The sequence below is a fragment of the Fulvivirga sp. AWR4_260 genome, assembly GCF_056158185.1.
Genome location: NZ_JBSWSU010000015.1, coordinates 3,600,395 through 3,625,559, shown reverse-complemented (window position 1 = coordinate 3,625,559; position 25,165 = coordinate 3,600,395). Strand labels below are relative to the sequence as shown.

Here is a 25,165-nt window from a genome sequence, read left to right as displayed (position 1 = left end):
TATAGTGTTTAAAATTATAATTATTTAAATATCATTAATTGAGTTTTATGTATGATTATTTTTATTAAATGGTCATTTTGAAATATAACATTTCTCCTTAATCAGTGATAGCACAGTTTCTGTAAGTCCCTTGGAACGAAGCACCTATTAAAAAGTTGCTCAACGTGATTTTTTTTTCATTTCAGTTAATTTTCTACACAACTCTTGTTTGTTTACCTCAATTAATACACTCTTTTTGGCGCTAATTGTACGGTTTCAAAATTTTTAAATTGTTGTTAATCTAGGGATTAGTATTTTTTGAATGCTTGAACGCACGAAAATAACTTACATGTACAATTTACACTTGTAAATCGGTTTACTGAATAGCATTAGTAATCTTACTATTGCAATACCTATCTAACCCTAAACCTTTCTCCTATGAAAAGATATAAGTATTCCACGTATATCGAGTATTTTTCTATTCCCGGTATAACCTTTTACAAATCAAATTTTCATAACCGACTCATACAGTCGTGAGCTAAGCTTTAGTAGTTCCAATTAGTTAAGGCCTTTTAATCATTACATGCGATTGAACAGTGACGCTGCGTGTACAAGACACTGAGCGTAATTGCTCATTCGCATAACCATTATTTATATAACCATGCAAAGAGAAGAAGCGAAAAGAGTAATAGAATTTATTGAGGATACTTTTTTAGTAGAGTTTGATGAACAACTTACCTCAGAAACCAACCTGTTTAAAGAAGGGGTAATAGATTCTTTTGGATACATTCAACTGATCAAATTTTTAGAAAAGGAATTTGGAGTGAAGTTTTCTGAAGAAGACATGCTGGGCAATGTTCCCGTAAGTCTCAATGCTATTTTGGACCGTGTGGAGCAAAAGATTGAAGCAGGTGAAACTAAAAATACTCCTGCGTAATGTGTGGAATTGTCGGTTTTTACAATTCATCAGCATCCAGTGATGAATTTGCAGGCCGCATAAAAAAGATGATATCCTTCATCAGGCACCGCGGACCTGATGAAGCTGGATATTTTGTAGATGATAAACTGGCCATGGGTACTGCCCGGTTAAGTATAATAGATCTTACCTCAGGTTCACAGCCTTTAAGCGACAGCTCAGAAAGATATTGGATTTGTTACAATGGTGAATTGTATAATTACAAAGAATTAAGAGAAGAGCTGAAGCAAAAAGGGCACACTTTTGATACTACTTCTGATACCGAGGTGGTGTTAAAATCGTGGATGGAGTGGGGCGAGGCCTGCTTACCTAGGTTTAATGGTGCCTTCGCTTTTTCTATTTACGACACTCATTCTAAATCGGTGTTTATAGCCCGTGATAGGTTTGGTAAAAGACCTTTGTTTTACGTAAAACATAAGGGTGCATTGCTTTTTGCTTCTGAAATGAAGGCTTTCTTAGCCTTTGAAGATTTCAACTTTGAATTAGATGCAACGCAAGTTTCTTCAATTTTGGCATTGTGGACACCGCTTCCCAACCAAAGTGGATTTAAGGGCATACAGCAGCTACCCATGGGTGAATACATGATTTTGAATGGTGACAATATCATTAGAAAAAAATATGAAGCGCTCGATTTTGATGTAGATCCTTTTACTGGTACAGAAGAGGAGGCCATAGAGGCGGTAAGACATGAGCTTACAGAAAGCGTAAAGTTAAGGCTAAGAAGTGATGTGGAGGTGGGCGTTTACCTTAGCGGGGGGCTCGATTCTTCAATAGTTACCTACCTCACTACTCAATTGGCATCTAAAGAAGTACGCACCTTTTCAGTTGAGTTTGAAGATAAGCAGTTTGATGAAAGTAGTGAGCAGCGAGAGTTGGCTAGCCATTTGGGCATCAACCATGCTGCAGTGCCTATTTCGTATAAAGATATTGCAGAAAACTTCCCTAAGGCCATTTATCATGCAGAAGTACCTGCTTTCCGCACTGCATTTGTACCTATGTACATGCTGTCTGGACTCGTAAGGCGTGAGGGTATAAAAGTGGTTTTGAGTGGTGAAGGTGCCGATGAGGCTTTTTTAGGATATGGTATTTTTAAAGATACACTCTTGCGTAAAGCATGGTCATCATTAACCAATGATGAAAGAATAGCAAGATTGGAAAAAATGTATCCATACCTCAATCACTTTGAGTCTAAAAGCCAGTTAGTAGGGCTTTACCAGCAATTTGCTGAAGAGCAAATGCCTGGTCTTTTTTCACATGAGATGAGATATCAAAATGGAAAATTCTCCAATAGGCTGATTAATAATGCGGGAGATCCATTTTCTGAAATATACAGCTATATCAAACAAGAAACAGAGTTTGAAGGGCTTGATGCTATAAAAAAGGCACAATGGCTCGAATTTAAAACTTTGCTATCGGGGTATTTGCTATCTACACAAGGCGAGCGCATGGGCTTGGCTAATAGTGTAGAGAACAGGTGTCCTTTTCTCGATCCTAATGTTGTGAAGTTTGCTTCATCCATCAATTTGAAATTCAATGATGGTTTTAATGAAAAGTACTTGCTGAAGCGTGCCTTTAAAAATGACCTGCCAGCGCGTATCGTTGATAGGCCTAAAAACCCATATAGAGCACCAGACAGTACTGCTTTTGTCAAAAATACTCCCGATTATATGGAATCACTGCTCTCTGAGCAGGAATTGTCAGGAATTGATTTTCTGAATACCAAGTTTGCGCAAGCACTAACTAAAAAAATCTTTAGTCGCGATGCTGCTGAAATAAGCACTAAAGAAAATCAAACATTCATATTCTTATTATCGCTGGCTCAGCTTAACCGATTTTATACCAAAAGGGAAGGTTTACCAGCTCATAATGTGGATGACATTGATAAGATATTGGTACGAAAAATAGACAGAAGGGAGGCAAATTATGAAACAGAAGCAAGATAATTCTTCTCATGAAGATATAGCTATAATTGGCGTAAGCTTAAAATTTCCCCAATCAGAGTCGCTTAATGAGTTTTGGGATAATCTAAAAGCTGAAAAATCATTAATAACCGAAGTGCCTGCAGAGAGGTGGAGTAAAGAAGAATACTTTGGTAACCCCAGAAGAGATGGCAATAAGACCAATAGTATATGGGGTGGCTTTGTGGAAAATGCAGATGCTTTTGATGCTTCTTTCTTTAACATCTCTCCAAGAGAAGCAGAGTCTATGGATCCGCAGCAACGCATGGCGCTGGAACTTACCTGGAAGGCCATGGAAGATGCTGGGTATAAGCCAAGCAAATTGGCAGGTACCAAAACTGGGGTGTTCATGGGGGTATGTCATTGGGACTATGCCGAACTTCTTGAGCGTGATGTAGAGGAGGTAGATGCTTATATGCCTACGGGTATTGCATATTCTATTATTGCTAACAGGGTTTCCTACTTTTATGATTTGTTGGGGCCTAGCATTACTAACGATACGGCTTGTGCTAGCTCGTTAGTTTCAATCTATGAGGCAGTAAATGCAATACACAATGGTGAGTGCGATTATGCTTTGGCTGGAGGTGTAAACCTTATTTGGTCTCCCAAACATTTTATTGCTTTTAGTAAAAGTGGCATGTTGTCAAAAGATGGAAGATGTAAAGCTTTTGATGATGATGCCAATGGATACGTTAGAGGAGAAGGTGGAGGAATGTTATTACTCAAACCTTTGAGTAAGGCTGTTGCCGATAACGATCCAATTTACGCAGTAATTAAAGGCATAGGAACTAACCATGGAGGTAAAACTAGCTCATTAACAGTGACTAACCCTGCAGCTCAGGCTGAATTAATATCAGACATTTATTCCAGAGCAGGAGTGAGTCCTGAAACGGTAAGTTATATAGAAGCGCACGGACCAGGAACGCCCGTGGGTGACCCTATAGAGGTACATGGCTTAAAAACTGCTTTTAAAGGCCTATTTCAAAAAGCAGGTAAAGATGCTTCAGTAGCAAGTTGTGGTCTCGGATCAGTAAAAACCAATATTGGTCATTTGGAAGGAGCGGCTGGTGTAGCCGGTGTAATAAAAGTGGTGGCTTCTTTAAAAAATAAAGTGTTGCCGGGAACAGTCAATTTTAAGGAGCTAAATTCTATTATTAGCCTGAAAGACAGTCCGTTCTATGTGGTGGATAAAACTCAGCCGTGGGATTTGAAAGATGCCAATGGAGACTCAAAAGTGAGAAGAGCTGGAGTAAGTTCTTTCGGTTTTGGTGGTTCTAATTCTCACATTCTTTTAGAGGAGTTTGTCCCTGAAGCAAAAGAGACAAATGATGAGGAAGAAAATACTTACGCTATTCCATTAAGCGCCAAAAATGCTGAACGCCTGCGTGAAGGTGTTCAAAACTTATATAACTACCTTGTAGGACTTAATGAAGAGGAGCTTTCAATAAAATCATTAGCCTATACACAGCAGATTGGCCGTGAAGACTTAGAAGAGAGGGTCATTTTTTTAGTTAAAGATATTGATACCTTAATTATTAAGCTGAAAGCTTACCTTGATGATGAAACGGATACAAAAATTACTTTTAAAGGTAATGTATCTAGTGGGAAAGAGAGAATTAGCCTTCTTGGTGATGATGATGATTTTGATGAGCTAATAGATAAATGGCTTCAAAAAGGAAGGCTGGAGAAGATCGCAGAGTTATGGTCTCAAGGAGCCAGCATCAATTGGGAAGGACTATATGAAGGCGAAAAAATTGACAAATTAAGACTCCCGACTTACCCTTTTGCTAAAGAAAAGCATTGGTATAAAACTACCAAACAGTCTGCTACAACTGGTGGCATGAAACAGCTTCATCCGTTAGTGCATGCAAATACTTCCACGCTAAAAGCAGAAAGGTTTACCTCCAATTTTACAGGTAAAGAGTTTTTTCTGGCTGATCACATCATAAAAGGTAAAGCTATTTTGCCAGGTGTGGCTTATCTTGAAATGGCCAGAGTAGCCGTAGCAGCGGCTTCAGAGCTTGAAGTTGATAGCACTGATATAAAGCTTAAAGATGTCGTCTGGATTCGTCCGGTAGTGGCAGAAACAGACCATACGGAAGTGCATGTGGCTATCTATCCGCATAAGGATGAAACACTTCTTTTTGAAATATACAGCGGTGCAGGTGACGAAACGGTTATTTATTGCAAAGGAAAGGCAGAAGTAGCTAGTTTTTCTCCTAAAGAAGAATTGGATATAACAGCAATTAAAGCTGATTGTAATAAAAATACATTTGTTGCGAGTGAGTGCTATGAGCTCATCCGTAAAACAGAACAGATGCATGGCAATAGCATGCAAGGGGTTCAATCATTGTACTTGAGTGAATTAGCGGCTCTTTCAAAAATACAATTGCCGGCTTCGGTAAGTCAAGCGGACAATGGTTATGTGCTACACCCTACGGCTATGGATTCCATCATGCAGACTTCTATCATTTTACTGCTTGGTGAAGATCAGATCAATGAGGGGAAAGAGAAAATGGATGCTGCATTGCCGTTTGCAATGGAGTCTGTAGAGGTTTATGGCAGATACAAGAAAGACATGTGGGCATACGTAAGGTATGCCGATGGAAGCCAGCCAACAGACGCAGTCAAGAAATTGAACATGGACCTTTGTGATGACGAAGGCCGTTTGATAGTGCGAATTAAAGGTTATTCTGCCAGGGTTTTTGAAGGTAATGATAAAGGTGTTGCAGCAAGCAATACGAATGTAAAAATAGAGCCATTAGCTGAAGAGAAGGTTGATGGCGATTTAGTATATACTGCCAATTTATGGCAAGCTAAACCAGCCATAGATCAGCCATCTCAGGGTATATCGAGTCAGGTTTGGTTATTTGGATTGGAGCAGGCTCAGCAAGATCAGTTGCAGCAACAGCTATCTATTCCTGTTGTAAGCGTGTCGGTTGGCAGGTCAGCATTAGAAAAGTCGCATTTGGTAAAAACGTTTACACAGTGCTTTGCGCAGGTTCAGGAGCTTATTAAAAGCAGACCAAAAACTAAGCAGCAGCTGCTGCTTTTGGTGCCTGAAATAGAAGGGAATTACGCATATGCTACACTAGCGGCTTTATTGGAAACAGCTATTTTGGAAAACCCTAAAATAGAGGGAAAGATCATTCAAATAGCTGAGCCTATAATTAAAAACAGTGCCCAAATCACTGAAATTATTGCTGCAGAAGCCAACACGGCTGCTCAGGAAGTTCAAGTTAAATATGACGAGCGTCTCAACAGAGAAGTAAGAGAGCTTACTATTATCGATGAAAGTTCATTAGCTCATACATCATCAGCGATTAAAGCCGGTGGTGTTTATTGGCTTACAGGTGGGTTTGGAGGCTTAGGTCAGTTGTTTACCCAATACTTGATCAGGCAGAAAGCTAGTGCTGTAGTTTTAAGTGGTAGGTCAACATTGTCTGCAGAAAAACAAGCTGTGTTAGAGCAGTTGTCTACTGAAAATACCAAAGTGATTTATGTACAAGCTGACCTTAGTAATGAGGCTAGTGTACAGAATGTGGTAAGCCAAATAGTGAATGACTACAAAGCCTTAAATGGAGTATTTCACTGTGCAGGTGTAGTGAAAGATGCGTACATCCTCACGAAATCACTAGACGAGATAGAAAGTGTATTTGCACCAAAGGTAGATGGAGCATTTTTTATAGATGAGGCTACTAAAGACCTTGAATTAGATTTTATCACTTTATTTTCATCTATAGCCGCTCATGGCAACATAGGACAAGCAGACTATGCCGGTGCCAATGCAGCTTTAGATGCGTTTGCTGCCCACAGAAATCAATTAACAGCTACAGGACAGAGAAAGGGAGTGGCTATAGCGGCCAATTGGCCTTTATGGCAAAGTGGAGGTATGCAGGTAGATGCAGCCACGCTTCAGCAAATGAAGAAGGAAAAAGGCATGTTGCCTTTACCTAATGAGGAAGGCCTCGTGGCATTTGAACATATGATAGCTGGTTATAGCTATGGAAATATTGGAGTCATCTTTGGCGATCGTTCAAAGATTGAAGAAGTGATTGGAACTTCGGAAGAAGAGGAAGTAACGCAAGATTTACCAGCCGTGGAAACACCACAAGCCAATACACAAGAGGTTTCTGCTAAAGTGATTAAAAGCAAAACCACTCAATTTTTAAAAGAAATATTAGGCAAATCCATTAGGGTAGCGCCAGAAAAAATACAAGAAGATCAAAAATTATCTGAATACGGATTAGACTCAATCGTAATTATTGATGTAACCGGTCAGTTAGAAGATGTTTTTGGTTCACTGTCCAAAACGCTCTTTTTTGAGTATGTAGATGTACAGGGGTTAGTAGAGTATTTTATGGATGAGCATCATGATAAGCTCATTGAAGTACTGGACTTAAAACCTAAGCCTGTGCCAGAGCCTGTTAAGGCTGAAGTGCCGAAGGTCGAGCCTGTAAAACAAGCAACGGCTCAGGCCAATAACGTTATCAATCAGGCTTCTCGCATATCGGTAAAGGCTCAATCAGAAGCCCCAAAAGAGGACATGAGGCCTGCGCCTATGAGTCAGCCTGGGGATGAACATGACATAGCTATAGTAGGTGTGGGAGGTAAATACCCTGAAGCAGATACTTTAGAGGATTTTTGGGATTTATTGTCTTTAGGTAAAGATTGCTTTAGAAAAGTGCCTAGCGAAAGGTGGGAGCACGATGAAATATATTTCAATGAAAGAGATGTATTAGGGAAGTCTACCATCCGTACCGGTGCTTTTATTGATGACATTGATAAGTTTGACCCTCGCTATTTTAGTATATCACAATTACAAGCAGAGTTAATGTCTCCAGAGGTACGTTTATTTCTGGAAGTAGGGGTGAAGGCATTAGAAGATGCAGGTTATTCTAAAGAGTTTTTGCAGAAAAAATACAATGGTGATGTAGGTGTACTAGTAGGCACCATGAGTAATCATTATTATTTATATGGTGTGCAAAATATGCTCACCAGAGGTAGTTTATCTAACGGTAGTTATACGGGTACCATCCCGAATATGCTATCTTATTATTATGGTTTTACAGGGCCATCAATATTTGTAGATACTATGTGTTCAGGTTCTTCTACATGTATTCATCAGGCGGTGCAGATGTTGAGAACCAAAGAATGTAAAATGGTGGTGGCCGGAGGTATAAGCCTTTTACTGCATCCATATCACTTTATTTCTTCATCTCAAGAGCATTACACTTCTAAAACTGCTGATATTATCAGAAGTTACGGATTGGGAGCTGATGGAACTATATTAGGAGAAGGAGTAGGAGCAGTGGTTTTAAAAACACTTGCCGATGCTAAGAAAGACGGTGACCATATTTATGGTGTAATCAAAGGGACAGCACTTTCTAATGCGGGTATCAGAAATGGTTTTACCGTTCCAAATCCTCATAATCAGGCTTTGGCAGTAGAAAAGGCCATAGCAGATGCACAGATAGACCCACGAACCATCAGTTATGTAGAAGGACACGGTTCAGGTACGGCATTAGGTGATCCTATAGAGATAAAAGGTATTTCTACAGCCTTTAAAAAACATACAGAAGATTTACAGTTCTGCCCAATAGGGTCAGTAAAATCGAATATAGCACACTTACTTGGTGCAGCAGGTATTGCAGGTTTAACTAAAGTATTACTTCAGTTTAAGCACAAAAAGCTAGTGCCTTCATTGCATGCCGATGAGATTAATCCAAATATTAATTTCTCAAAAACGCCATTTTATGTGCACAAGCAGCTTACCGACTGGCAGCAGCCAACGCTCAATATTGACGGTGAGCTTAAAACCTTCCCTAGAAGGGCAGGTATAACCTCAATTGGTGCAGGAGGAATGAACTCTCACATCATAGTGGAGGAGTTTGATCCCTCATTACAAAATACATATCAAGCGCCTGCAGGAGAGCCTCATTTAATGGTATTCAGTGCTATGAATAGCAAGGCGCTGGAGAGTTATCTGCATAGTTTTAGAACGTACGCTGATACACTTACAGATGCAGATCTAACCTCAGTAGCCTATACTTTGCAGCTGGGTAAAAATGAGTTGCCATGTAGGCTGGCCATTCAGGTCACTAGCATTCAGCAGTTAAAATCTCAGATTGATGTTGTGTTAAAAGCCATTCAAAATCCTGAGGTTTTGACCAATGATCAAAGTATAGTTTTTGTTGCTTCTTTATTAGAAAGAACCAGCGGCTTTGATGCAGATGATGTAGGTGCATTTATACAACAAAAGAATTATTTCCAACTTGGTAAGTATTGGGCTAATGGGGTAAAAATAGACTGGGAGGAGCTTTATGGCAATCTTCAGCCTCAAAGAGCCTCATTACCCGCTTATCCTTTTGAAAGAATACGATGCTGGTATGAGCTTTATGAAGATGCTCCAAGGGTTCAAAATCCATTGGCAGCACGTACCAAAGCTCATCCATTTATTGGACAAAATATTTCAGACATTGATGGCATAAAATATACCACTGAGCTGAAGCTCGATGAGGTGTTAGATTATGTCTATACTGCCAATAATCAACAGCAGCTTCTACCAACTGTATTTATAGATACAGCCTTTGCTGCCGGTCATCTTTCTGGTATTAAAGAGAGTTTCGCGGTCAAGGAAGTTAGCTGGGGACAGCCACTTAATTGGAGTGAGGTAAGTGAGTTAAAGATATTTATGCAGCCTCAAGGGCAGGGTTTAAAATGCTATATGCAGGCTTTGGTAGGTGCCGAATTCATTAACTGGGCGGAAGCCACTATTGAAAGAGAGCCTTTTACAAGTGTAGAAAGCATTCAACTGGCTCAATTGAAGTCTACAGCCATACAAAAGCTTTCTCAGGAGAATTTTTATAAGGTTCTGGAAGAAGGAGGAATGAGTTATATGCCTTACTTAGAAGGTGTAAAAGCGCTAGATGTACTTCCTAATCAATCAATATTGATCGAGGTGGGTAAGCCTGTTTACACGCAAGACCATTTTAAAAAGCAGATTACTCTTTCTTCAGAGGTACTGGGGGCATTGTTGCAGGGAGTTCAATATTGGGCTAAGCAAAATCAAGTGATTGGATGGAATCAATTAGTTCCCCAAGCCATCAATGAAGTAAAAGTCGCAAACAAGCAAATTGAAATAGCCTACATGCACTTTACACTTCAGCAAGCTGGAGGGCAGGTATATGGTAATGTGACTTTGGCAGATAAGGATGGTAATGTAGTGGCTAGCATAACGGGGCTAACATTTGCCTTATCAGGTAGTATAGCTCCAAAATCAAGGCCTGAAATTACTACCAACTATCGTCCGGAGGAAGTGAAGGTTACACAACCAGTTGCAACTTCTTCTGTTACTGGTTTGAGAGAACAATTAGTGCAGACTTTAAAAGTGAAAGTTTCAGGTATTCTGAAATTCAGTGTATCAGAAATTGACGAGCATACACACTTTTACTCTTATGGTTTCGAATCTATTGCGCTGGCCAAATTATCAGAGAATATCAATAAGGAGATTGGAACAGCTATTACACCTGCGTTATTCTTTCAGTGTGAGAATATAAAAGAGTTAGCAGATTATCTGTTAGCCAATAACAAATCTCAATGCGAAGCTTATTTTGCTAATTCAAATACGGTGGTCGCACAGGCCACTCAAGAGGTTGCAGCGCCAGTAAGCCAACAGCATACAACAGGCAGTGGATCGCTAGAGCAGCGTCTCGAATATGCATTGAGAAAATATGTATCTCAAATTGTAAAATTTGAGATGAATGAAATAGACATTCATACTCATTTTTATGCTTATGGCTTTGAGTCCATAGCGCTAGGTAAGCTGGCACAGCAGATCAATAAAGACTTGGATACAGCACTTACGCCAGCCATATTCTTCCAGTGTGAAAACATAAAAGAACTGGCAGATTACATGCTGCTTAACTTCAAACGTCAGTTAGAAAATAAATTAACAGGAACGCCAGAATATCAAGCAGCAGCACCTCAGGCAACGGAAAATACAGCTGATCAAACTATCCATAAAGTAGAACATCAGTCAATTACGCAGCCTGTAATTCAACAGCAGCCTGCTCAAGATAGCGACAAGCGTGTGGCTATCGTTGGTGTGGCAGGTAAGTTTCCTCAGTCTGATAACCTAGATGCTTTTTGGCAACATTTGCAGGCAGGTGATGACCTCATTTCTGATTTTCCATTGCATCGTTATGATGCCTTTTACCAGCAAAAGGTAAACGAAGCAGAGTTCCCTAAAAGAGCCGGAGTAATAAACGATGTAGATAAATTTGATGCTGATTTCTTCAGCATATCACCTGTGGAGGCCGAATTAATGGATCCTCAGCAGCGGTTGACTTTAGAAACTGCATGGAAAGCTATTGAAGATGCTGGTTACACTGCAGCCACATTGCCTGAAAATACTGGGGTGTTTTTTGGGGTAACGGGTAAAGATTATAATCATTTACTAAATGCCTACCAAGTGCCTGTGGATGCTTTTACTGCTACAGGTAACGCACATAGCATGTTGGCTAACAGGCTTTCTTTTACACTAGATGTACATGGGCCAAGTGAGCCAATCGATACTGCTTGTTCTAGTTCATTAGTGGCTATACACCGTGCTGTGGAGAATATCAATAATGGTACGTGCGAGATGGCTATTGCGGGAGGTGTCAATCTGGTATTGAGTACTGAGGACTTTGTAGGGCCTAATTTAGGAGGGATGTTAAGTCCTGATGGCAGGTGCAAGACTTTCTCCAGTTCAGCAAATGGATATGTGAGAGGAGAAGGTGTAGGTACTATGATATTGAAGCCATTAGCAAAAGCAGAGGCAGATGGAGACAACATACTGGGCGTTATCATAGGTAGCGCTATTAACCATGGCGGTAGAGCTAGTTCTCTTACTGCACCAAATGCTAAATCACAGGCCAGCCTTATAGAAAAGGCCATGAAAGGTATTGATCCTTCTACCATAAGCTACATAGAAGCTCATGGAACGGGCACTAGCCTTGGCGACCCTGTAGAAATTAACGGTCTCAAACTGGCTTTTGAAAAGCTATCAGCGGCATATCCACACAACCCAAATAATGGGCAACAGTGTGCCTTGGGTTCAGTTAAAACCAATATTGGTCATTTGGAAGCCGCAGCAGGTATTGCCGGTGTCATTAAAGTGCTGAAAGCAATGGAGCATGGTGTAATTCCTGCCAGTTTGCACAGTGCTGAAATCAATCCTTATATAGATTTAAAGGGTAGTCCTTTTTACATAGCACAGCATTTAATGCCTTGGAAAAAGGCAGTAAATGCTGTAGGGCAACCAGTACCAAGAAGAGCCGGTATTAGCAGCTTCGGTTTTGGTGGTGCTAATGCTCATTTGGTAATAGAAGAGTACGATAAGCAGAAAAGTGCAACTCTTTCAGGTCCACAGCTCATTGTACTGTCAGCCAAAAGAGCAGAGGCTTTAAAATCAATAGCTGAAAACTTATTGAATCATCTTTCTGAGCGCCCAACAGCAGCCTTAGATAGCTTGGCTTACACTTTACAGGTGGGAAGAGAAGCTATGGAAGAGCGCTTAGCATTTGTGGCCAGCTCTTTAGATGATCTACGCTATAAGTTGCAAGCTTATATAAGCGGCTCTGACTATGGAGCACAGCTTTTTAAAGGTACTGTAAGAAAAAGTACCGTATCATCTCACTTGCAAAATTCTACGGAAATAGAAACAGCCTTTAGACAAAAAGACTGGTCTTATGTGGCTGAAGAATGGGCAAAAGGAGCTCCGGTTAATTGGAAATTATTGTATGGAAATAGGGCGCTTCAAAAAATGAGCCTGCCTACTTATCCATTCTCCAAAGACAGGTATTGGCTACCTGTAGGGCAACTAGAGTCACCACAAGTGAATACGGTGCATACAGAAGAAGAAATAGCTTCTGAAGCTTTTGATGAAAGTTTTTATAACCAATTAATTCATGGCCTTTCAGATGATTCATTAAGTATTGATGACGCCTTGGAGCTTGCTCAATATGCTGAAAATGGTCATTCTAAAATGAACGGTAGCCATTAAGGCAGTAGAAAGGTCAGCGGTTTTCGCTTGACCTTTCTTTCATACCAATCAAAAGCTAAAATATTTAAACAGAAGCTTTATGGGAGATGCATTGAAAGAAGTTTTAAAGAAGATAAAAGACGAAAAGCTGAATAAACAGCAAGCGTTAGCACTTTTAAAAAGTGTGAAAAAGCAGCCTGCCGTATCAGCTGATGAAGGCTTGGTATTGATGAGCCCAATGTGGCAATCAAAACCTGCAATAGAAAATCAAAGCCAGCCTCAAATGAAGCAAATGATTGTTTTAGTAGGGGAGGCTGCTCGTTGGATATCACAAGTAAGTGAGGCCTGTAAAGCAGCAGTGATTAAAGAATTACCTGTTTTTTCGGGTGCTAAACAAGAGGTTTTTAAAACAGTGGCTAAGTCACTATTTGGGGTGATTCAAGAGCTTTTTAAAAGTAAACCGCAGGGAAAGCACGTTATTCAGGTGATTGTTGATACGAAAGAAAGGGACTCCTATGCAGGTCTTATAGGCCTTCTTAGGACAGTGAGGTTGGAAAACCCAGCTATCAATACGCAGCTGATACTTACCGATGGAGCACACCTTGGGCAACAAATTAATGAGAGCAAGAGTGCCATTGAAGACATTTATATTAAATATGAACAAGGAGATAGGGCTGTTAACCAATGGATGCAAATAACTGAATCGGCACCCAGCATGCCTTGGAAAAGTGGGGGCGTTTATCTCATCACTGGAGGTATGGGCGGCATAGGGCAGCTTTTTACTCAAGAAATTGCCAGCAAGGCAGCCAATACTACTGTTATTATAACGGGGCGTTCTACTTTGAATCAAGAAAAGCGCTCGCAACTAGAACAGTTAAATACTACTGGCGCTAAAGTTGAATATTGGCAGGTGGATATTACTAGCCGCAAAGCTGTAAAGCAACTTTTTGAATCCATAAAGCAGCAATATGGTCAGCTAAATGGCATTTTGCATAGTGCAGGAGTCATTAGAGATAATTTTATCATCAGGAAAGATGCAAGTGATTTTGACACTGTTTTGTCTCCAAAGGTAGATGGAACAGTGTATTTAGATGAGGAAAGTAGGGCATTTGATCTTGATTTTGTAGTGCTTTTTTCATCTGGTTCTGGCTGTACAGGTAATGCAGGACAGGCAGATTATGCTACGGCTAATACATTTATAGATGAATACGCCAGTTATCGTAATACATTGGTGAATCAGGGCAAGGCTAAAGGCAAAACCCTAGCGATAGATTGGCCCCTATGGGCAAGCGGTGGCATGCAGGTAGATGAAGAAACTATAAAATACCTACGAAATATCCGCGGCATGGATCCTATGAAGCCCACTTCAGGCTTTATGGCACTTTATCAAGCTTTGGCTTCTGGTGAAGATCAGGTGATGGTAGTGGAAGGCCATATTCCAACAATAAAAAAATTCTTTTTAGAAAATACGAATCATATGAATACTGGTGATAAACCGGTGAATAGAATGAATAGCGTTCAATCTCTACAGGATAGTGTAGTTGAGCTTTTGAAAAAACTATTGGCCGAAGTCACACGACAGCCAATAGCTAAGATTGATGCTTATGAAGCATTAGAGCATTACGGGGTAGAATCATTTATGATTACCCGGTTAAACAAGCAGCTTGAAACTGTTTTTGGTGAACTTTCAAAAACATTGTTTTATGAATATAATTCTATAGCTGCTTTGGCAGATTATCTGATTGATAATTATGCAGAAACGTGTAATCGTTGGGCTGGAATTAACAAAAATCCACGCCCCGTTAAGGCTGCTATAAACAAGGCTAAGCCTATAGCTGACGTGCCTAAAAAGCAAGTTCAAGAATATTCAGGGCAGGCTGGCAGAGAGCCCATTGCTATAATTGGGCTGAGCGGTCGATACCCTCAGGCTAAGAATTTAGAGGAATTCTGGGAGAATTTGAAAGCGGGCAAAGATAGTGTAACGGAAGTTCCTGGTGACAGATGGGCATTAGAGGGTTTTTATGAAGCAGATAAAACCCAGGCCGGAAATAAAGGAATGAGTTACAGCAAATGGGGTGGCTTTATGGATGATGTGGCCATGTTCGATCCTTTGTTTTTCTCTATTTCTCCACGTGAAGCTGCCAATATGGATCCTCAAGAACGCTTGTTCTTAGAAGCTTCTTGGCAAGTATTGGAAGATGGCGGATATACCAGAAAGACTTTAGAACAGCAACATGATAATAGGGTAGGTGTTTTTGCTGGCGTAACCAAAAGTGGTTATAACTTATACGGTCAGCTTGCATCAGACCAAGCATCACATTTTCACCCACTGACTTCATTTAGTTCTATTGCTAATAGGGTAAGTTATTTTCTTAACCTCAATGGGCCAAGTATACCTATTGATACTATGTGTTCGTCTTCACTAACTGCTATACATGAGGCTTGTGAGCATATTTATCAAAATACCTGTGACATTGCCATTGCAGGAGGGGTAAACCTATACCTACATCCATCTAATTATACAGAGTTGAGTAGACATAAGATGTTGTCAGAAGATGGACGTTGTAAAAGTTTTGGAAAAGGCGGTAATGGCTTCGTTCCTGGTGAAGGAGTGGGCTGTGTGTTGTTAAAACCTTTGTCAAAGGCCATTGCTGATAATGATAATATTTATGGTGTAATAAGAGGTACTAGTATCAATCATGGGGGTAAAACCAGTGGATATACCGTGCCTAACCCAGTTGCGCAGTCAGCATTGATAAGTGACGCCCTCGATAAGGCGGGAGTCAATGCCAGAGAAGTGAGTTATATAGAGGCGCATGGCACTGGCACTGAGTTAGGGGATCCCATTGAAGTAACAGGGCTTACACAGGCCTTTGCTAATGACACTGCAGATACTTCATTTTGTGCATTAGGATCCGCCAAATCTAATATAGGACACCTTGAGGCTGCGGCAGGAATTGCTGGCGTTACTAAAATATTGCTTCAAATGAAGCATAAGCAGTTGGTGCCTACACTACATGTGGAGGAGCTCAACCCTAACATCAATTTTGCAAAGACTCCATTTGTGATACAAAAGTCTTTGAGTTCATGGGAGGCAGATAAGAAAATTGCGGGCATTTCATCGTTTGGAGCAGGAGGTGCCAATGCTCATATCGTTATAGAAGCCTATGAAAAGCCTACAGAGGTAGTGTCAAGTCAGCCGTGTTTAATTCCATTATCAGCACATACAGAAGAGGAACTGCACAGGCAAGTAGCCAATTTATTGAAGTTCATAAAACCTGAGGCTGAACAAGGAAATACGGCAGTTGAAGTAGATAAAACTGAGATTGTACATAAAATAATAGCATTAATAGCTGGTATCAGAGATGTGGATGCTTCGGATATTGACGCTGATGAATCCTTTGAAGAGTACGGTATTGAGCAAATTCATGTAGTGCAATTGCAAGAGGCTTTGGAAAATGCCTATGGAATAGAAATCGATGAAAAAGAGTTTGTGTTACTGGATAGTGCGCATGAGGTAGCGGACTTTATTGTAGGGCATGATTCAATATCATTACCCGCTAATAATAAGGCACACCAAACTGGAGCTTTGGCCAATCTTGCTTATACGTTGCAAGTAGGTCGCGAGGCTATGGCTTACAGAGCTGCTTTTGAGGCCAATTCTTTAGAAGAACTATCATCTCATTTGCAAGACTTTTTAAATGGAAATACCTCAAAAATCAGCCATAGCAAAGTTAAGCGAAGCAAAGAAGAACTACAGAAAATAGCTAAGAATGAGACATGGCAAAAAGCTATCGCAGAATGCTTGAAAGCCAATAAATTACATCAATTAGCCGGTTTTTGGATCAACGGTATTGAGCTGGATTGGAGTTTAATGTATGACCAACTCCCTCAAAAGATCAGTTTACCAACTTACCCTTTCAATAGAAAAAAATATTGGGTGCCCGATCACCTTTTAAATATTAAGAAACAAGCAGCTCCTGTTGTGGAAGCTGCATTACCTGAGCCAGTGGCAGCAGAAAATGTTGCGGCTCATCAACCCCATGTACCTATGGAAACACCTTCTCCAAGTGCTGCAAATGTTACTGATGAACAAGCAGAGAATTTTATAAAACAAACCATAATAGAAAACCTTTCGCAGTCACTTGACCTGGAAATACAGGAGATTGACCATGAAAGGTCTTTTGCTGACTATGGTCTTGACTCTATTTTGGGCGTTGACCTTATTCATTCTATTAATGAAACTTTAACGCTTAGTTTAGAAACCATCAAATTATTTGATTACAGCTCTGTTAATATGTTATCAAAATATATTCTTAATGAATATGGCGATACCATTAAAGCAGTGTTGTCTGCTCAGAAACAACCTGTAAAGGAAGATACGGTTATAGCCAATACCAATACAGCTATTATTAATGCTCCTGAAGTAGCCCAGACTTCACAGCCTAAGACGAGTGGTAAGGTGAATCCTAATGGTAAAGAGCCCATTGCGATAGTAGGTATGAGTGGTCGTTTTGCGGGTACAGAAAACCTTGAAGAACTATGGCAGCATATTTCTAACGGTCATGATTTAGTAGAGCCAGTAACACGCTGGGACTTAGAAGGCATTTACAACGGAGAGGAAAAGCGCAAAGAGAGGTATTGTAATGGAGGTAGCTTCGTAAAAGATATTGATAAGTTTGATCCATTGTTCTTTAATATTTCTGGTGTAGAGGCCAACCACATGGATCCTCAGCAGCGTATTTTCCTTGAAGAAACCTGGAAGGCATTAGAAGATGCAGGGTACGCTGGCAATACCATGAAAGGAACCAAAACAGGCGTATATGTAGGCTCTTATGTTGGGGACTATCAGAATCATTTTTCTGATGATACTCCCGCGCAAGCATTATGGGGAACCATGGGTTCTGTAATACCGTCACGCATTGCCTATTATTTAGACTTTAAAGGTCCTGCTATTTCTGTAGATACATCGTGCAGTAGTTCTTTGGTGGCTATTCACTTGGCTTGTAAAGATTTGTGGGCAGGAGAAACAGAAATGGCCTTAGCTGGTGGTGTGTTTATTCAAACTACACCTAGGCTATATACTTTTGCTGAAGGAGCAGGCATGTTATCTCCAGATGCCAGATGTAAAACCTTCGACAATGAGGCGAATGGTTTTGTGCCCGGAGAAGGTGCTGGAGTGATAGTGATGAAACGTCTTTCTGAAGCGGTTGAGGCTGGAGACCATATTTATGGTGTTATTCAAGGTTCTGGTCTTAATCAGGACGGTACTACTAATGGTATTACCGCTCCAAGTGCTAATTCTCAAGAGCGCTTATTGACCGAAATCTATAATGATTTTGAGATTAATCCTGAGCACATACAAATGGTGGAGGCTCATGGCACAGGCACCAAGTTAGGTGATCCTATTGAGTTCAGTGCATTGGATCGAACGTTTAAAAAATTCACTAATAAGAAACAGTTTAGTGCTTTAGGTTCCATTAAAACCAATATAGGGCACTCGCAATATGCAGCTGGGGTTGCCGGTGTTTTAAAGATTTTGCTTTCATTAAAATATGGGCAAATTCCTCCATCGCTACATTACAAAGAAGGTAACAAAGCCATCAACTTTGCTGATAGTCCATTTTTTGTAAATACTCAACTAAGATCATGGAAGCAAGGCGAATATGCAGAGCGTAATGCAGTGGTAAGTTCTTTTGGAGCCAGCGGAACCAATGCACATATTGTAATCTCTGAGGCTCCGCAGCGTTATCGTAAACATGAGGTAAAACCTTCATATACAGTGCCGTTGTCTGCTAAAAGTGAAGAGCAGTTAAAGGTAGCAGTTCAGCAATTATTACAGTATTGTACAGCCAATCCTCAGGCTGACTTGGGTAATATAAGTAATACTTTAACATCAGGAAGAAAGCATTTAAGCCATAGATGGGTAGCTGTAGCGTCTAATATTAATGAATTAACCCATCAGCTACAGCAATGGAGCCAATTTGGAAGCCACGCTGAAGTATTAGAATCAGCCAAAGTCTCTAAAAACCTAATGGGATATGCCAGCACTATGGAGCAGGTAAATCAGCTTTTAAGCAGATGTAATGAGGCTAATGGAGCACAGGTTTATAGAGAAAACCTTAAGGCCTTGAGTACACTTTTTGTTCAAGGGGCTGATTTTGAATGGAGTAAATTGTATAGCGATGGATATGAGAAAGTGGCATTGCCAACATATCCTTTTGCAAGAGATAGATACTGGGTAAAAGAGAAGGCTGCTAATAAAGTCATCACTATATCTGCAGGTGATAAAATTCACCCGTTTTTACATATCAATACTTCAGGTTTTAATAAACAAGAATATCGTTCAACATTCAGTGGGCAGGAATTTTTCTTAAAAGATCATCAGGTTAAAAATATAACAATTCTTCCTGGTGTGGCTTACATGGAAATGGCCAGAGCAGCAGTATCTGAGGCATTAGGAAATGAGCTAGAAGGAAAAGAGCTTTTATTAAAAGATGTAGTGTGGATGAGGCCTGTAGAAGTACAGCAGCCTACAGAAGTAAAGGTTAACCTTACTCAAGAGCAGGGTAATGTTAAATTCGAAATTCATAGTGCCATAAAAGGAAGCGAAGAGTGGGTGTTGAATAGTCAGGGGACAGCAGTAATCAACTCAGTGAGTAATGCTGCGCAGGTTCTAGATCTCCAAGCATGGCAAAACTATTGCAATGCAGAGCAGATAGCTGCAGCACAATGCTATGATTTTATTAGAAATATGGGCATACAACATGGCCCATCATTACAAAGTGTACAATCTATTTCGGTAGGGAATAATTACGCTTTAGCCAAACTCCAGTTGCCACAGCAGGCAGGAGAGTTGTCTGGTTTTGTATTACACCCTAGTCTTTTAGATGCTGCCATACAGGCTTCTATGGGCTTATTTGCTCACGAGAGCAACCAAGCCACTTCAGTGCCTTTTGGTATAGACAATACCACCGTAGTGAGACCATGTACTTCACAAATGTGGGCATTGATAGGCTTTAATAAGCAACATGTGGCTGGCAGCAAAATGCAGAAGTTAGACATTGACCTTTTCGATGATCAGGGTAGACTTTGCGTGAAGATGGAGGGATACACTTCAAGGGTGTTAGAAGAGAAGGTGCAGCCTGTGCATATGACTACACCATCATATGGTGGAGAGAAAATAAAAGTGGGTTCAGTGCTGCTAAGGCCAGTTTTTGATGGTGTTACGTATGACAATACGGAGGTACTACCAAAGGCAGATGAGCCGATGTTGTTGATAGGAGGAGACGCTGCAACTCAACAACAAGTAAGTACACTCTACCCTCAAACCAAAGTAATGCATTTGGCTCCTGTAATGGATGTGGCAGGTTTGGCACAGCAACTTCAAGCTCATGGAAGTATTAAAAATATTTTCTGGAAGGTAGATGAAGCTCCGGTTAGCAGAGGCCATGAAGCACAAATGATTTCTCAACAAGAGTCAGGCGTATTATTAGGCTTTAAGTTGATAAAAGCATTGTTGCAGCTAGGTTATGATGCACATGAGCTTACGTGGACTATCATTACCAAACAAAGTGTGGCAATCAATGCCGCTGATGATGTTAATCCAGCTCAGGCAAGTGTACACGGCCTTGTGGGGGCATTGGCCAAAGAATATCCTAACTGGAAAATCAGAATGGTAGATGTGGCTGCAGAAGAGCCAATCAAAGTCAAAGATATTATGACTACTCCATTTGATGAAAGAGGCAATGTACTGGCTCGTAGAAATGGAGCTTGGCACAAGCAGTTGTTATTGCCTATAGAAGAAGAGGTAGTTTCTAAGGCCAATTATAAACAAAACGGAGTTTATGTAATCATAGGTGGAGCTGGAGGAATAGGACAGGTTTGGACAGATTACATGATAAGAAATTACAATGCACAAGTAATATGGCTAGGAAGAAGTATAAAAGACCAAGCAGTACAGGCTAAACTTGACGCGCTAGCTAGTTTAGGCGGTCCTGCTCCGGTTTACATTACAGCTGATGCAGGCAATGAGGCATCATTAACTCAGGCTTACAATCAAATTAAGCAGCAATTTGGTCAAATCAACGGAGTGGTTCACTCAGCTATAGTGCTATTAGACCAGAGTCTGGCCAAAATGGATGAGTCTCGCTTCAGGGCCAGTTTAGACGCAAAAGTTAATACATCAATAGCTATGGCTCAGGTGTTTGGACGAGAAAACCTTGATTTCGTCATGTTCTTCTCATCTATACAGTCTTTTGCCAAAGCACCAGGACAAAGCAACTACGCAGCGGGCTGTACATTTAAAGATGCCTTTGCTGATTACTTGAGAAAAGAATGGTCGTGTCCGGTAAAAGTAATGAACTGGGGCTATTGGGGCAGTGTAGGTATTGTGGCTTCGCAGGCATATAATCAGCGCATGGCGCAGGCAGGCTTGGCCTCTATTGAAGCGCCAGAAGCTATGGCAGCCTTAGAAACTTTACTCGCCAGCGGTGCTGATCAGCTTGCATTAAGCAAAGGTACTTCAGCTATGCAAGTAGAAGGTATTAACCTCAATGAACAACTGAATGGTTATCCGCAGCAGCTCAAATCTTACATACAGCGATTAGAGCAGTTAACTCCTGACCAGACTCAGAAAGTAAGTGCCATAAAAGCGAAAGTAGGCCAGCAAGTGAAAGAGATGGATGGCCACTTGGTGCAGTTGCTTTACGGACAGCTTCAGGCTATTGGGATGTTTAGACAAAAAACAACCAGCATAGCTTCGTTAAAGGCCACCGCAGGGTTGCCAGAGTTATATGACCGTTGGTTTGAGGAAAGCCTCACGGTAATGCAAAGAAGTGGACTTCTAACTTTTGATGAAACCAATGTAACTGTTGCGGACACTGCACCAGTAGACATGGATGCGGCTTGGCGTGCTTGGGAAGCAGATAAACAAGAATGGATAAAAGATCCTAACCGTAAGGCACAAACCATGCTTGTTGAAGCTTGTGTAATGGCTTTACCTGAAATTCTTACAGGCAAAAAGCAGGCTACAGATATTATATTCCCTAACTCTTCCATGAAAATGGTAGAAGGGGTTTATAAAAATAATGCGGTGGCAGATTATTTCAACGATGTATTGTCAGACACTTTGGTGAATTATGTTAATGCTCGCTTGGAAGATGACCCCAACGCTAAAATAAAAATATTGGAGATTGGAGCCGGCACAGGTGGTACTAGTGCTATGGTATTTCCTAAGCTGAGACCTTACCAATCGCATATTGAAGAATATTGTTATACCGATCTTTCAAAGGCCTTCTTGCTACACGCTAAGAGGGAGTACGGTCCACAAAATCCGTACTTAGATTATCAAATTTTTAATGTTGAAAAACCTTTAGAAGGACAAAACATAGAAGCCAATAAGTACGATGTTATCATCGCTACCAATGTGCTTCATGCTACAAAAAACATTAGCAACACCATGCAAAATGCAAAAGCGGCACTTAAGAAGCATGGTATAGCATTGCTCAATGAGCTCAGCGATAATGTACTATTCAGCACACTTACGTTTGGGTTGCTGAAAGGATGGTGGTTGTACGATGATCCTGATATCAGAATTTCTGGCTCACCAGGTTTGTATCCTGAATCATGGAAAAAAGTATTAGAAAATGTAGGCTATCAGTCTATTTACCTGCCAACAAAAATTGCTCATGATATGGGGCAAGCCATTATAGTGGCAGAGAGTGATGGTATTGCAAGACAAAAAACAGCTTATGATATTAAGGTAACCGAAGAGGTGAGCATAGGAGTGAAGCAGGCCGAAACGCCTAAAGCTACTATTCAACCTCCGGTACCTGCACCGGCACCTGCAGCTGTGCAGCCACCAAAACCAGTAAGTGTAGCTGAGGCCACTCCGCAGATACAGCCTGTTGGTAATGCCGTGTCTGATCAGCAAATTAGAAAAGAGGCAGTTGCTTATATGAAAAATTTGGTGGCCGATGTGCTTCAAATTTCTCCTGAGCAAATTCAGGCTAAAGAGCCATTAGAGAGCTATGGTATAGATTCTATTTTGGTGGTTCAAATTACCACGGCCTTAAGGAAGGTGTTGTCAGATATCAGTAGTACGTTATTTTTCGAAATACAAACTATCAATGGTCTGGTAGATCATTTTATGGAAACGCAAAAAGATGCTCTTATGGCATTGCTGAAAATAGACAGCAAGCCAGCATCAACATTGGTGGCAGACTTAGAACCTGCTATGCCGGGAAAGTCTGAAGCTGTGACTTTATCTACTCCTTTACAGGTGGAGCCACAGCTCAATAATAAAAAGGAGGAGATTGCTATTGTGGGGTTGGCAGGTCAGTATCCTGATGCAGAAAATGTAGAGGAATTTTGGCAAAATTTAAAAGCAGGTAAAAACTGTATTAGTGAGGTGCCTGAAGACAGGTGGAATTGGGAAGCTTATTTTGATGCCGAAAAAGGAAAAGAAGGGAAGATATACAGCAAGTGGGGTGGCTTTATGAAAGACATTGACAAGTTTGATCCGCTTTTCTTTAAAATATCTCCTATGGAGGCTGAAAAGATGGATCCGCAAGAACGCTTGTTTTTACAGACTACCTATGCCAGTATTGAAGATGCAGGATATGTGCCTGAAAATTTATGTGAAAGCAGAAAAGTAGGTGTGTTTGCCGGGGTTATGAATAATAATTACCCTATTGGCGCTGCATATTTCTCTATTGCCAATAGAATTTCTTATTTGCTCAATTTCAGTGGGCCAAGTATGGCAGTAGATACCGCTTGTTCATCTTCACTTACTGCTATTCATTTGGCTGTAGAGAGCTTGCAAAACGGTAGTTGTGAAGTGGCTATTGCAGGAGGTGTTAACCTGATAGTGGATCCATATCATTATCAAAAGTTATCGGAACTAACTATGTTGTCCGCTGATGATACATGTAAATCATTTGGCGCTAATGCCGATGGTTTTGTGGATGGCGAAGGAGTAGGAGCTATAGTGCTGAAGCCGTTGAGTAAAGCCATTCAAGATGGTGATCATGTATATGGTGTTATCAAATCTACAGCCATTAATGCTGGGGGTAAAACCAGTGGATATACAGTTCCAAGCCCTAAGGCACAGGCTGAGGTAATAGCCGATGCGTTAGAGCAGGCTAAGTTAGATGCCCGTACCATTAGCTACATAGAGGCGCATGGTACAGGTACAGCATTAGGCGATCCTATTGAAGTGGCAGGTTTGTCTAAAGCATTTACAACTTTTACACAAGACAAAGGATTCTGCGCCATTGGTTCTGTAAAATCTAATATTGGACATGCTGAAAGTGCAGCTGGTATAGCAGGGTTAACCAAAATATTATTGCAGATGAAGTATAAGCAGTTAGCTCCTTCATTGCATGCTAACACTGTTAATCCAGAAATTGACTTCAGCGCTACACCATTTAGCTTACAGCACACGCTTGCTGCATGGAATAAGCCCGTGATACAAGAAAATGGAGGGCAGTATGAAATACCAAGAAGAGCGGGGTTATCGTCTTTTGGTGCGGGTGGAGCTAATGCTCATATTATAGTGGAGGAGTATGATGTGCCTGTGACTGCGAGCACTTTAGCAGAACACCCACATATGTTAGTCCTTTCGGCCAAAAGTGAAAAGCAGCTAAAAGAGCAAGCCTCTAATTTGATTGCATTTATTAGGTCCAATAATTTAAGCGATGGTCAGCTGACATCTCTAGCCTATACACTTCAGGTAGGAAGAGTAGCTATGGATTATAGACTAAGCTTCATGGCTGATACTATGCTAGCTGTAACTCAAAAGCTTCAGCAATTCTTAAATGGAGACGAGAGCAATGATAATTATGCTCATATAAGAGAGCACTATACTGAAGTAGCACAGGTAGAAGAAGGTGAGGAAGATGAGGTGGTGAAGACCTGGGCACAACAGCAGCAATACGATAAAATTATAGACATGTGGAGTAAAGGTCTCAATTTCAATTGGCAGGTACTTTACACACAAGGTAAGCCTGCAAGGCTGAGTTTACCTACCTATCCTTTCGCTAAAGAACGCTATTGGATGGAGAGCAGACCCAGTAATGCAAGCAAGCAAACAGTTGCTAATGTTTCGGAGTCACATTTTGATCAACATTTTTATGATAATCTGTTCGATGATGTAATAGACGATACCCTTAGCATAGAAGCTGCTATCAAAAAAATTCAAAATTTATACAACAATTAAGTAGG

The 25,165-nt window shown here is 40.7% G+C and carries 4 protein-coding genes; all 4 read left to right on the top strand.

Going from position 1 to position 25,165, the window contains the following annotated elements:
- Positions 1 to 640: 640 nt before the first annotated feature.
- The 4 genes from ACXACQ_RS21355 (at position 641) to ACXACQ_RS21340 (ending at position 25,160) form a co-directional block, all read left to right on the top strand.
- Positions 641 to 916 (top strand): acyl carrier protein, encoded by a 276-nt coding sequence (locus ACXACQ_RS21355; RefSeq protein WP_474978033.1) that lies wholly within the window; start codon positions 641 to 643, stop codon positions 914 to 916.
- A complete protein-coding gene (gene asnB / locus ACXACQ_RS21350) occupies positions 916 to 2,898 on the top strand; it encodes an asparagine synthase (glutamine-hydrolyzing) (protein ID WP_474978032.1) in 1,983 nt (660 codons plus the stop codon). The genes ACXACQ_RS21355 and asnB overlap by 1 nt, the downstream gene beginning before the upstream one ends.
- Entirely contained in the window at positions 2,879 to 12,961 is a 10,083-nt protein-coding gene (locus ACXACQ_RS21345) for an SDR family NAD(P)-dependent oxidoreductase (protein WP_474978031.1), read from the top strand. Before asnB ends, ACXACQ_RS21345 begins: the two co-directional genes overlap by 20 nt.
- Positions 12,962 to 13,040: 79 nt before the next feature.
- A complete protein-coding gene (locus ACXACQ_RS21340) occupies positions 13,041 to 25,160 on the top strand; it encodes an SDR family NAD(P)-dependent oxidoreductase (RefSeq protein ID WP_474978030.1) in 12,120 nt (4,039 codons plus the stop codon).
- Positions 25,161 to 25,165: the final 5 nt, after the last annotated feature.